The following is a 12505-nucleotide window of genomic DNA, read 5'->3' on the forward strand; positions in this document are numbered from 1 at the left end:
TGCATTTATAGGGAAGATCAGCATGCGCAAGCCCCAGCTCGTTCTCGTCATCGCCCTCGCCGGAGGGCTCGCCGCCTGCGGTGAAAGCGCCAGCCTGCAAGTCTCCGACGGCACCGGCCCGTCGCCCAAACTTCCAGAACCGAACAAAACCCTGATCCCAACGGTGAACATTGCCCCGGCGATCGGCTGGCCGGCCGGTGTGCAACCCACAGCGGCGGCGGGAACTCAAGTGACGGCATACGCTGAAGGCCTCGATCACCCGCGCTGGCTGTATGTGCTGCCGAACGGTGACGTGCTCGTCGCTGAAACCAATGCGCCGCCTAAACCCGACGATGGCAAAGGCGTTAAAGGCTGGGTCATGAAGAAGGTCATGGGCCGCGCTGGTGCCGGCGTACCGAGCCCTAACCGCATTACGCTGTTGCGGGACAAGGACCGCGACGGCATCGCCGAAACCCGCACGGTGTTTCTGGAAAACCTCAACTCGCCCTTCGGTATGACCCTGGTCGGCAATGACTTGTATGTCGCTGACACGGACCGCTTGCTGCGTTTCCGCTATGAGGATGGCGACACGGCAATCAAGTCGCAGCCGATCAAAGTGGTTGATCTGCCGGGCGGCACGCTGAATCACCACTGGACGAAAAATGTCATCGCCAGCAAGGACGGCAGCAAGCTTTACGTTACGGTAGGCTCCAACAGCAACATCGGCGAAAACGGCATGGATCAGGAAGAAGGTCGCGCGGCGATCTGGGAAGTGGATCGTGCCACCGGCAATCACCGGATCTTCGCCTCGGGGATTCGCAATCCAAATGGTTTGGCCTGGGAGCCGCACAGCGGTGCTCTATGGACGGCTGTCAACGAGCGGGATGAAATCGGCAGCGACCTGGTGCCGGACTACATCACTTCCGTAAAAGAGGGCGGATTCTACGGCTGGCCTTACAGCTATTACGGCCAGCACGTCGACATCCGCGTTGAGCCGCAAAAACCGGACCTGGTAGCCAAGGCTATCGCGCCAGACTACGCGGTCGGCCCGCACACCGCTTCACTGGGCCTGACGTTTGCTGAAGGCAACACGCTGCCGGCGCAATTCAAGGAAGGCGCCTTCATCGGCCAGCACGGCTCGTGGAACCGCAAGCCGCACAGTGGTTACAAAGTGATTTTCGTGCCCTTCAGTGCCGGCAAGCCGACCGGGCAACCGGTTGATGTGCTCACGGGTTTCCTCAATGCAGAGGAGAAAGCCATGGGCCGGCCAGTAGGTGTGGTGATTGATCAGCAAGGCGACTTGCTGGTGGCGGATGATGTGGGGAACAAGGTGTGGCGGGTGTCGGCGGTCAAGTAATCTCCAACGGCCAACTTATAGCTGCGAATCAAGGATTGCGCGCAAGATGCTCAGGCTGCAATACACGCTTGGCGCTCAGGTAGGCTTTTTGCCAGTAAGCCTTGGACAAGCTGTCGAGCTTCACGGTGCCACCGGTGGCGGGCGCATGGACGAAGCGACCTTCGCCGACATAGATCCCGGCGTGACTGACCTGAGAGCCGCCATTGGTCGCGAAGAAAAGCAGGTCACCGGTTTGCAGGCCTTCCTTACCGACATTGGCCGCTTGCATGCTGATCATCTCGCGGGTGGTGCGTGGCAGAGATATGCCCGTGACGTCACGGTAGACATAACCGATCAGGCCGCTGCAATCGAACCCGGAATCCGGCGTGTTGCCACCCCAACGATAAGGCGTACCCACCAGGCCCAACGCACGAAACAGCACGTCTTCGGCCTCGGGCGAAAACGGTTGGGCGGAACTGAAAACGATCGGCGCGCGAACTACCGGCGCAGGCGGTGGTGTGCGGCTGGCGCAGGCGCTGAGCAGCGCTGCGAAGAACATCAGTGCGAGGCGGGCCGACATTGTCATCTGCAGAACATCCTGATCTGGCTGCGGCTTTTTTCTGCCGACGGAGCAGAAAAGAAAACCGCCTGCGCAGGACGCAGGCGGTTTGCCATCAATAATAGATCAGGATTCTAGCGGCTATGCGCCAAACTTCAAGTAAGACTTTAAGTTCGCCTTACAAGTTGTCCGCCTACTCTGTTTCAGAAAGGCTATGTCGCCACTAGATGCGGCGACAGCAAGGACAATTACTTGCGTGCCGTGACCACGGTTGGGGCCATCGCGAGTGCGCGCTTGGCTTCGATGAAGGTTTTGCTCCAATAGCTGTCGCCGAGGCTATCAACCCGGACGCCACCGCTTTTGCGGCTGCTGGAGTGGATGAACTGGTTGTCGCCGAGGTAGATCCCGGCGTGACTGACACGACCGCGACGGCCATTGGTGGCGAAGAACAGCAGATCGCCCGGCTTGAGCGCGCTTCGAGCAACCAACGGCGCGTCCACGTTGATCATTTCGCGAGTGGACCGCGGCAGGTTCATGCCGGCCTCTTCACGGAACAGATAACCGATGAAGCCGCTGCAATCAAAGCCAGCCTCGGAGGTGCCGCCGAAACGGTAACGGGTACCGATCAGGGACATGCCACGTTCGAGGATGCTGTCGGCCAATACCGGAAGCTGGTACGACTTGCCGTCGGCGAAGTTGGCCAGTTCTTTGTCGGAGGCTACGCCGTCCTGGTAAAGAGAGTCCTGGAAAAGAACGGAAGACGATTGCGTAGTATCTGAATTTTTAACCTGTTGTTGAGGCGCTTGCTCGGACACGGGAGAGTGGGCAGCGCAACCGAACAACAGGGTAACGAGTGCGAGAGGCACGAGGGGTGCAAAGCGATTTAGCATGGGCACGACCGTGGCTGATAGTTGTAAAGAAGCCGAGACTATGCCCGCTATCATCCTCATTTGCAAATTCAATCGAACTTTATGTGACTTTCCGGTTTCGCGTTTCCATCTAAGCGCTTAAGCCCAATTTAGACACTTGCGCGATTTACGCCCTGTAGGAAAGCGAACTTTTTGGCGCCTGAAATATGCCAAAACCGTGCAAGAACCAGGCTTTACCAGCCCAGTGTCTCTTTAAGAAACGGAATGGTCAGCTTGCGCTGAGCTTGAAGAGAAGCCTGATCGAGACGTTCGAGAAGCTCGAACAACGCACTCATGCTACGAGTGCCTCGGGTCAAGATAAAATGTCCGACTTCATCGGTCAGGTGCAGTCCACGACGGGACGCACGCAGTTGCAGCGCACGCAGTTTGTCTTCGTCGGACAGCGGTCGCATCTGGAAGATCAGCGCCAGCGTGAGACGGGATTTCAGGTCCGCCAGCTTCACCGGCAATTCACGCGGCGACGTCGATGCTGCAATCAGCAGGCGCCGACCGCTGTCACGCAGTCGATTGAACAGATGGAACAACGCCTCTTCCCAGTCCGCCTTGCCGGCAACCGCTTGCAGGTCATCCAGGCAGACCAGTTCGTACTGTTCGAGGTTGTCGAGAATTTCGATACCGCGATCCATCAGCTCGGCCAGCGGCAGATACACCGCCGTCTCACCCATCTGTTCGAAGCGCAGGCAGGCCGCCTGCAACAAATGTGTGCGCCCTACCCCGTGCTTGCCCCAGAGGTAAATCAGGCTTTCGGTCCAGCCGGCGTCGGCTTCGCACAGCCGCTCGACATAGCCGAGTGCAGCGGCATTGGCGCCTGGGTAGTAATTGATAAAGGTAGCGTCATCACGCAGACGCACACCTAGGGGCAGCTGAATCGGTTTCATGCTGACTGAACAGTTCCAAAGGAACCGTTAGTGGCCTCTGTGTAAAGTTTGCGAAGTTTATACCCGTGACGCTGACCGCACAATGCGACAGACCATAAGCAAAATCAAAGGTTTGCGTTATCACACCGGTTTTATGAGTGATTTTTTGGCGGCGCATGTGACAGTCATGCATGAGATACCGGTCGGCCTGATACTGAACCAGGCCGCCCGCAATGCGTCATTGGCGAACCTTAAAGCTCAGGCTCGTCGACGCCGCCGTACACGTCAGAATCTTTATACAAGTCATGCATATGGCGTACGAGCACCATGATCACCGCGGCTACCGGCAGCGCCAGCAATATGCCGGTAAAACCGAACAGTTCACCGCCCGCCAGAATCGCAAATATCACCGCCACCGGGTGCAGACCGATCCGGTCTCCCACCAGCCAAGGCGTCAGCACCATACCCTCCAGGGCCTGGCCAACCATGAACACCGCAACGATGCCGACCATGGGGTACAAGTCACCACCAAACTGGAACAGACCGGCAATCAACGCCGCGCCAATCCCGATCACGAACCCCATGTACGGCACAATCGCCGCCAGGCCCGCGATCATCCCGATCAGCAACCCCAGCTCCAGCCCTACCAGCATCAGGCCCGCCGAATAGATCACACCCAGCGCCACCATCACCAGCAATTGCCCGCGCACGAACGCACCCAGCACTTCATGGCATTCGTCTGCCAGAGTCACGATGCGCTCTTCACTGTCGCGGGGCAGCAGGCTACGGATCTTGGCCATCATCAGATCCCAGTCACGCAGCAAGTAAAAACTCACTACCGGGATCAACACCAGATTGGCGATCAATCCGATCAATGCAAGGCCGGAAGCGGTCGCCTGGCTCAGCACCACACCGACGATGTCGGTGGTCTGACCCATGTGTTCGCTGAGCGCAGCCTTGAGTTTGTCGAATTTCCAGAACCCCTCCGACAGCCCGAATTTCGATTGCGCCCACGGCAATGCAGTATTTTGCAACCAGTCGAGCATCTGCGGCACCAGCTCGTACAAGCGGAACAACTGCTTGGCGAGCATCGGCACCAACACCAGCAGCAACGTAGTGAGGATCAAAGTGAACAGCGCAAACACCGCCACCACGCCCCAGGTCCGGGACAGGCCTGCCTTTTCCAGCCGATCAACCAGCGGGTCGAACAGATACGCCAGCAATAGCGCCACCAGAAACGGTGTCAGAATCGAATGCAACAGCCAGATAAACGCACAGAGCAGAACCACTCCACCCAACCAGAACCAACGCCGCGTATCGGCCATGTACCACTCCATATGCAGCTATATAAAGAAAGAAAACCTTACCAACGGAAACGCAATTGCGGCACCGGTGCAGGCGTTGACGCTACAGCAGGCGCCGAACCCTCGGCCACCGGTTGAACAGGCACCGTTGGTGCCGGCGCCTCCCCCGCTGGTACCTCTTGCAACTTCGCCAGCGACAATTGCGACCGCAACTGCTCGGCGCTGCCACTGACCCGGTAGAGAATCCGGTCAGCGTCAACACTTTGCAGGCGCGCGTTAAACGGCTCGAGCAAACGCCCAAGCGTCGCGTAACGCTCCAGATTCATACCCTGCACTTCCAGCAATTGTTCGCCCGAGGCACCCGGCTTGACTACAAAGCGTGGCGCGAGACGCTGACTGACCGCCAGCATCACCGCATCGGCCACGGCGGCCTGATCCGCCCCCTGCACGCTGCCTGCTTCCTTCTTATCACCCAGCCACAATTGCCATTTGGCCTGCCACGGACCACTCTCTTCACGGGCATGCACGGCCAGCAAGGCGTCAGCGTTGTAACGATCCGATGCGCCGCGCAAGGGCGCCGCATCCGTGCCTCCAAGATTTGGTGCCGTGGCGACCAGTTGCTCGCTCAGGTCCGCCAGTGGCAGACGCAGCGGCAGACCACGATGTTGTGCCGCGCGACGCAACGGCGCAGCGCTGGCCTGGCCATCACCGACCAGGCTCGCACCCTCGGCTGAGTCATTCAGCCACCACGTCAGAATCGATGGCCGGTTCGCACCCCATAACGACAGCCCGGCACGGCGCAACGCCTGCTCGGTGCTGGCCGGGTCGAAATCGACTTTCAGCACTTCTGGTGGGCCCGCGTCGAAGCCGTACTGGCTGATGATCTGCTGCGGGTCCTTGCGAATCGCCGCCAACCCCGAACTTTGCGCAGCCTTGGGATCGCCGGTCAGGCGCAACACCAGCGTGTCGAGCGCACGCTGAGTGGCTTGATCGCGCTCTTCCGGCGCCTGGCTGGTGACAGGCTCGCGCACCTGATAAAGGCTTTTGAGGGTTTCGGCATGACTCGCCAGACTGACAAGAGACAAACAACCCACAAACAATGATCTGAAAAAACGCATGGAAGATCCCTGACGACAAGAGCGGCTGGAAACTGACCGCATGAACAATCGAGCAAGGCTGTGACCACCGCCCGACGCAAAACATTCACACGTCCCGGTTAAGTTTTTCGCACTGCCATAACGATAGACGGTTAATCGCGATACCTTATACAGCCAAGCGGGAGGCGACCAACACGGGCAATACCGGTTTTTTTGTATCGATATGCCCCTGCTGTCGGCCTGAGGATGGCCGCTGCCCCTCAAGCCTGATAAAATCGCGCGCCTTCGCAGACCGGCAACAGCCGGGCGCCCTGAAATTCCCGCAAGGCACATGCCCTTCGTTTGTTTCGGCGGTCCCACTGGACTCGGTCGTTACCCCTGAATCCCCCCTAAAGGCCTGGATCATGAGCAAGCAACCCTCCCTGAGCTACAAGGACGCCGGTGTAGACATCGACGCCGGTGAAGCATTGGTCGAACGCATCAAGAGCGTCGCCAAGCGCACTGCGCGCCCGGAAGTCATGGGCGGCCTGGGCGGTTTCGGCGCCCTCTGCGAAATCCCGGCCGGCTACAAGCAGCCTGTACTGGTTTCCGGCACTGACGGCGTCGGCACCAAGCTGCGTCTGGCGCTGAACCTGAACAAGCACGACAGCATCGGCATCGACCTGGTGGCCATGTGCGTGAACGACCTGGTGGTTTGCGGCGCCGAGCCGCTGTTCTTCCTCGACTACTACGCCACCGGCAAACTCAACGTCGAAACCGCGACCCAGGTCGTCACTGGCATCGGCGCAGGCTGCGAACTGTCCGGCTGCTCCCTGGTCGGCGGCGAAACCGCTGAAATGCCGGGCATGTACGAAGGCGAAGACTACGACCTGGCCGGCTTCTGCGTCGGCGTCGTGGAAAAATCCGAAATCATCGACGGTTCGAAAGTCGCTGCCGGCGACGCCCTGCTCGCCCTGCCTTCTTCCGGCCCGCACTCCAACGGCTACTCGCTGATCCGCAAGATCATCGAAGTCTCCGGTGCCGACATCGAAAACATCCAGCTCGATGGCAAGCCACTGACCGACCTGCTGATGGCCCCGACCCGCATCTACGTGAAGCCGTTGCTCAAGCTGATCAAGGAAACCGGCGCGGTCAAAGCCATGGCTCACATCACCGGTGGCGGCCTGCTGGACAACATCCCGCGCGTGCTGCCAAAAGGCGCTCAAGCGGTGGTCGACGTCGCCAGCTGGACCCGTCCTGCCGTGTTCGACTGGTTGCAAGAAAAAGGCAACGTCGACGAAAACGAAATGCACCGCGTGCTGAACTGCGGCGTCGGCATGGTGATTTGCGTGGCTCAAGAGCACGTTGAAACCGCGTTGAACGTGCTGCGTGAGGCCGGCGAGCAGCCTTGGGTCATCGGCCAGATCGCCACCGCTGCCGAAGGTGCGGCCCAGGTCGAACTGAAGAACCTTAAGGCGCACTAATGTCCGTCACCTGTGATGTCGTGGTGCTGTTGTCCGGCACCGGCAGTAACTTGCAGGCCTTGATCGACAGCACGCGGACCGGCAACAGCCCGGTCCGCATCGCTGCGGTGATTTCCAACCGCGCCGACGCCTACGGCCTGCAACGCGCCAGGGATGCGGGTATCGACACCCGTTCCCTGGATCACAAGGCTTTCGAAGGCCGCGAAGCCTTCGATGCCGCGCTTATCGAACTGATCGACGCGTTCAATCCCAAACTCGTGGTACTGGCCGGTTTCATGCGCATCCTCAGCGCTGACTTCGTGCGTCACTACGCGGGTCGCCTGCTCAACATCCATCCCTCGCTGCTGCCCAAATACAAAGGGTTACACACTCATCAGCGCGCGCTGGAGGCCGGCGACACTGAACACGGCTGTTCCGTGCACTTTGTCACCGAGGAACTCGATGGCGGACCACTGGTCGTACAGGCAGTAATACCGGTAGAGTTGCACGATTCGCCGCAGAGTCTGGCGCAGCGAGTTCACACCCAGGAACACCTGATCTACCCGATGGCCGTCCGCTGGTTTGCCGAAGGCCGTTTATCACTTGGTGAACAAGGTGCTTTACTGGATGGCAAGTTACTCGCGGCCAGCGGCCACTTGATTCGAACCTAGGAGATTATATGCGTCGCGCCCTGCTCTTCGCTTGCGCTCTGCTCGCCCTGCCTTTCGCGCAGGCAACAGAACTTCAACCCTTCTCCGCCAGCTACACCGCCGACTGGAAGCAACTTCCAATGAGCGGCACTGCCGAGCGCAGCCTGACCAAGGAAGCCAACGGCGTCTGGAAGCTCAGCTTCAAGGCCTCGATGATGATCGCCAGCCTGACCGAAGAAAGTACCCTGACGCTGGATAAGGACACCCTGCTGCCACAGTCCTACCACTTTGAGCGCGGTGGCCTGGGCAAAGCCAAAAAGGCCGACCTGGACTTCGACTGGACCACCAAAATGGTCACCGGCACCGATCGCGGTGACGCGGTCAAGATCCCCCTCAACCGCGGCATGGTCGATAAATCCACCTATCAGTTGGCCCTGCAACACGATGTCGCCGCTGGCAAGAAAAGCATGAGCTATCAGGTGGTTGATGATGGCGAAGTCGATACCTATGACTTCCGCGTGCTGGGGTCGGAAAAAGTCGACACCAAGGCTGGTCAGATCGACGCAATCAAGGTCGAGCGCGTGCGCGACCCGACACAAAGCAAGCGCATCACCGTGCTGTGGTTTGCCAAGGACTGGGATTACCTGCTGGTCCGCCTGCAACAAGTCGAAACCGACGGCAAGGAGTACAACATCATGCTCCTCGACGGTAAGGTCAACGGCAAGGCTGTTAAAGGCAACTGATCCGAAGCAACATCAAAAGCCCTGCAACCGCGGGGCTTTTTTTCGCCAGCTGATCCCCCCGCGGGGTTCACCCGAAGAAGTGGAACGCGTCACAGGAGGAATGCTCTATACCTTCAAGGTCTTTTTCGACCGAATGACTTTCCCTACTGCTGAGGTTTCCCATGACCGTTACCGTCAATACCGTTTCCGCCGAAGGTTTTCGCCACAGCGTACAAATCGATGACCACGAGCTCTTTGCCGATGTGCCGACCACTGCCGGCGGTGAAGGCTCGGCGCCCGAGCCACACGATTACTTCGATGCTGCGCTCGGTGCCTGCAAGGCCCTGACTTTGAAGATGTATGCAAAGAAGAAAGACATCCCGCTGACCGGGGTCACGGTCGAGGTCAAACGCGACAACAGTGAAGAGCAGAAAGGCAAATACGCGCTGCACGTCAACCTGACCCTCAAGGGTGTGCTAACTGATGCCCAGCGCGACGAACTGCACCGTGTAGCTGACCGCTGCCCAGTGCACAAATTGATGACCACCACTGACGTCAGCATCGAAACCCATCTGTCCGAAGGTGCCTTCAGCCAATAGCGGCAAGGCTCGGGCAAGCGGGTTATGCTCCATGCGTCACTCGCTCAGCCTGGAATGCACCATGAACACTCCGCTCGTGATCCGCCCCCGCGCCGAAGACGTCGAAGGCCAGCCGATTCTTCGTCCGCTGCCTTCAGCCAAATGCCGCAGCGTCGGGCCTTTTGTGTTTTTCGACCACATGCTCGAAACCTGCTATTCGGCGGGCAAAGGCATGAACATCCGTCAGCATCCGCACATTGGCCTGTCGACCCTCACCTACTTGTTCAAAGGAAAAATCCAGCACAAGGACAGCCTCGGTTCCGATCAGGTGGTGGAGGCCGGTGACGTCAGCTGGATGACCGCAGGCAGCGCCATTGCCCACGTCGAGCGTACGCCCGAGGCATTGAAGGAAAGCGGGTTCACCCTGCACGGGTTGCAGATATGGCTGGCATCCCAAAGGAACATGAACAGGGTCCGGGACACTACAGCCACCATCCAGCCGCCACACTGCCGGTCAGCGATAACCTTGGGGTGAAGATCCGGATGATCGCCGGCTCAGGTTTTTGCCTGGAATCGCCGGTGCCGGTGCTTTCTCCTACGTTGTACGCGGAACTGAACCTGCAGACAGCGACCACGCTGCTGATTCCCACCGAGCATGAAGAACGGGCGCTGTATGTGTTGAGCGGCGAGTTGCAGCTCGATGGCGAGCTGATAGAACCTCATTCGCTGGTGGTGCTGCCTGTCGGGGAGGAAATGACATTGTTCGCTGAAAGCGACTGCCATGCGGTGTTGTTCGGAGGCGCGCCGCTGGACGGTCCGCGAAGGATCAACTGGAATTTTGTGGCGAGCGATCCGACGGCGATCGACGATGCGCGTCGGCGCTGGGCGGCTGGGGATTGGCCGACGGTGCCGGGGGAAGTTGAGCGGATCGAATTGCCTTAGTATCCTCGGTGTTAGACACACCGGATTCGCGAGCAAGCCCGCTCCCACATTTGACCGCGAGCTAATGTGGGAGCGGGCTTGCTCGCGAAGAGGTCGGCGTTGGCACCGAGAGTACCAAAAGCAGCAGCAATTCCTGACGTGCGGTAAAAAACCAGAATAAAAAAACCCGCCGAAGCGGGTTTTTTGTACAGCGCAGTTAAACCGACAGTTCAACCAGCAGCTTGTTGAGGCGGCGCACATACGCGGCCGGGTCCTTCAAGCTGTCGCCGGCCGCCAGGGCCGCCTGATCGAAGAGAATGTGCGACAGGTCGCCGAAGCGCTCGTCGCTTTGCTCATTGTCGAGTTTCTCGATCAGCGGGTGAGCCGGGTTGAACTCGAAGATCGGCTTCGAATCCGGCACCTTCTGGCCGCTGGCTTCGAGGATCTGACGCATCTGCAGGCCCAGGTCTTGCTCGCCGATAGCCAGAATTGCCGGGGAATCGGTCAGACGATGGGAAACCCGCACTTCCGCAACCGAATCGCCCAGTGCAGTTTTCAGACGCTCGACCAGACCTTCTTTCGACTTGGCGACTTCTTCCGCGGCTTTCTTGTCCTCTTCCGAGTCCAGGTTGCCCAGATCCAGGTCACCGCGCGCCACGTCGACAAAGCTCTTGCCGTCGAAGTCGCTGAGGTAGCTCATCAGCCACTCGTCGATGCGGTCGGTCAGCAAGAGGACTTCGATGCCTTTCTTGCGGAAGACTTCCAGGTGCGGGCTGTTTTTGACTTGCGCGTAGGTTTCGCCGGTCAGGTAGTAAATCTTGTCCTGACCTTCCTTGGCGCGAGCCAGGTACTCGGCCAGACCCACGACTTGCTCACCTTCTTCGCCCTGAGTGGACGCAAAACGCAGCAGGCCAGCGATTTTCTCTTTGTTAGCGAAGTCTTCTGCCGGTCCTTCTTTCATGACCTGACCGAAGTTCTTCCAGAAGCCTTTGTATTGCTCAGGCTCGTTCTTCGCCAGTTTTTCGAGCATGTCCAGAACGCGCTTGGTCAGCGCCGACTTCATGGAATCGATGATCGGGTCTTTCTGCAGGATTTCCCGCGACACGTTCAGCGACAGGTCGTTGGAATCGACCACGCCTTTGATGAAGCGCAGGTACAGCGGCAGGAACGACTCGGCCTGATCCATGACGAACACACGCTGCACGTACAGCTTCAGGCCTTTCGGCGCTTCACGCTGGTACAGGTCGAACGGAGCACGGGTCGGAACGTAAAGCAGCGAGCTGTATTCGAGCTTGCCTTCGACCTTGTTGTGGCTCCAGCTCAGCGGGTTCTCGAAATCGTGAGCGATGTGTTTGTAGAACTCCTGGTATTCCTCGTCCTTGATCTCGGTGCGAGGACGGGTCCACAAGGCGCTGGCGCGGTTGACGGTTTCCCATTCAACGGCCGGCTTCTCTTCACCTTCAGCGACTGCTACTTCTTTCGGCAACTCGATCGGCAAAGCGATATGGTCAGAGTACTTCTTGATGATGTTGCGCAGGCGCCAGCCATCGGCGAACTCGTCTTCACCGGACTTCAGGTGCAGGACGATGCGAGTGCCGCGCTCGGCTTTCTCGACAGTGGCGACTTCAAAATCACCTTCGCCCTTCGACGACCAATGCACGCCTTCGCTGGCAGCAGCACCGGCACGGCGGCTGAACACGTCAACTTTATCGGCAACGATGAAGGCGGAATAGAAACCGACACCGAACTGACCGATCAGGTGCGAATCCTTTTTCTGATCGCCGGACAGGTGCTTCATGAAATCAGCGGTGCCGGATTTGGCGATGGTGCCCAGGTGGGTGATCGCATCTTCACGGCTCATGCCGATACCGTTGTCTTCGAGCGTGACGGTTTTAGCGTCCTTGTCGAAGCTCACACGGATTTTCAGCTCGGCGCCACCTTCCAGCAATTCAGGCTTGGACAGGGCTTCGAAACGTAATTTGTCGACAGCGTCAGAGGCGTTCGAGATCAATTCGCGAAGGAAAATTTCCTTGTTGGAATACAGCGAATGGATCATGAGGTGCAGCAGTTGCTTCACCTCGGTCTGGAAGCCCAGGGTTTCCTTTTGAGTTTCCACACTCATGGTCATCAA

11 protein-coding genes and 1 pseudogene are annotated in these 12505 nt (G+C 58.8%); 6 read left to right on the plus strand and 6 right to left on the minus strand.

Annotation, left to right across the window (positions count from 1 at the left end):
• Positions 1–22 precede the first annotated feature (22 nt).
• A complete protein-coding gene (locus ACYZT9_RS19115; RefSeq protein WP_462006923.1) occupies positions 23–1336 on the plus strand; it encodes a PQQ-dependent sugar dehydrogenase in 1314 nt (437 codons plus the stop codon).
• A 28-nt stretch (positions 1337–1364) separates the two neighbouring features.
• Here the strand turns inward: ACYZT9_RS19115 and ACYZT9_RS19120 are convergent, their stop codons facing one another.
• From ACYZT9_RS19120 to ACYZT9_RS19140, 5 genes are all read right to left on the minus strand, one after another.
• Positions 1365–1901, minus strand: a complete 537-nt coding sequence (locus ACYZT9_RS19120) for a C40 family peptidase (protein WP_462006924.1) — start codon at positions 1899–1901, stop codon at positions 1365–1367.
• 221 nt (positions 1902–2122) lie between these two features.
• The gene (locus ACYZT9_RS19125; protein ID WP_462006926.1) at positions 2123–2764 is read right to left on the minus strand and encodes a C40 family peptidase; all 642 of its coding nucleotides are present in this window, start codon (positions 2762–2764) and stop codon (positions 2123–2125) included.
• Between the two features lie 212 nt (positions 2765–2976).
• Positions 2977–3681: a DnaA regulatory inactivator Hda gene (gene hda / locus ACYZT9_RS19130; protein WP_017337260.1), complete on the minus strand. Its 705-nt coding sequence runs from the start codon at positions 3679–3681 to the stop codon at positions 2977–2979.
• A gap of 230 nt (positions 3682–3911) precedes the next feature.
• A complete protein-coding gene (locus ACYZT9_RS19135; RefSeq protein ID WP_462006927.1) occupies positions 3912–4985 on the minus strand; it encodes an AI-2E family transporter in 1074 nt (357 codons plus the stop codon).
• A gap of 38 nt (positions 4986–5023) precedes the next feature.
• Positions 5024–6082 carry a DUF2066 domain-containing protein gene (locus ACYZT9_RS19140; RefSeq protein WP_462006928.1) on the minus strand — a complete coding sequence of 353 codons (1059 nt, stop codon included), beginning with the start codon at positions 6080–6082 and terminating at the stop codon, positions 5024–5026.
• Positions 6083–6465: 383 nt separating this feature from the next.
• Here ACYZT9_RS19140 and purM point away from each other — a divergent pair, with 383 nt between their 5' ends.
• The 5 genes and pseudogenes from purM (at position 6466) to ACYZT9_RS19165 (ending at position 10395) form a co-directional block, all read left to right on the plus strand.
• Complete coding sequence (gene purM, locus ACYZT9_RS19145; protein ID WP_008013877.1) at positions 6466–7524, plus strand: phosphoribosylformylglycinamidine cyclo-ligase; 1059 nt, start codon at positions 6466–6468, stop codon at positions 7522–7524.
• A complete protein-coding gene (purN, locus tag ACYZT9_RS19150; RefSeq protein ID WP_462006929.1) occupies positions 7524–8174 on the plus strand; it encodes a phosphoribosylglycinamide formyltransferase in 651 nt (216 codons plus the stop codon). The genes purM and purN overlap by 1 nt, the downstream gene beginning before the upstream one ends.
• A gap of 8 nt (positions 8175–8182) precedes the next feature.
• Positions 8183–8896, plus strand: coding sequence for a DUF3108 domain-containing protein (locus ACYZT9_RS19155; protein WP_462006930.1), 714 nt, complete (start codon positions 8183–8185; stop codon positions 8894–8896).
• A gap of 161 nt (positions 8897–9057) precedes the next feature.
• A complete protein-coding gene (locus tag ACYZT9_RS19160) occupies positions 9058–9474 on the plus strand; it encodes an OsmC family protein (RefSeq protein WP_462006931.1) in 417 nt (138 codons plus the stop codon).
• A gap of 61 nt (positions 9475–9535) precedes the next feature.
• Positions 9536–10395 (plus strand): annotated as a pseudogene (locus ACYZT9_RS19165) (pirin family protein).
• 196 nt (positions 10396–10591) lie between these two features.
• On the opposite strand, the gene htpG reads toward ACYZT9_RS19165, so the two are convergent.
• Positions 10592–12496, minus strand: a complete 1905-nt coding sequence (gene htpG / locus ACYZT9_RS19170; protein WP_462006932.1) for a molecular chaperone HtpG — start codon at positions 12494–12496, stop codon at positions 10592–10594.
• Positions 12497–12505 lie beyond the last annotated feature (9 nt).

It is taken from the genome of Pseudomonas sp. ZT5P21, assembly GCF_054897785.1.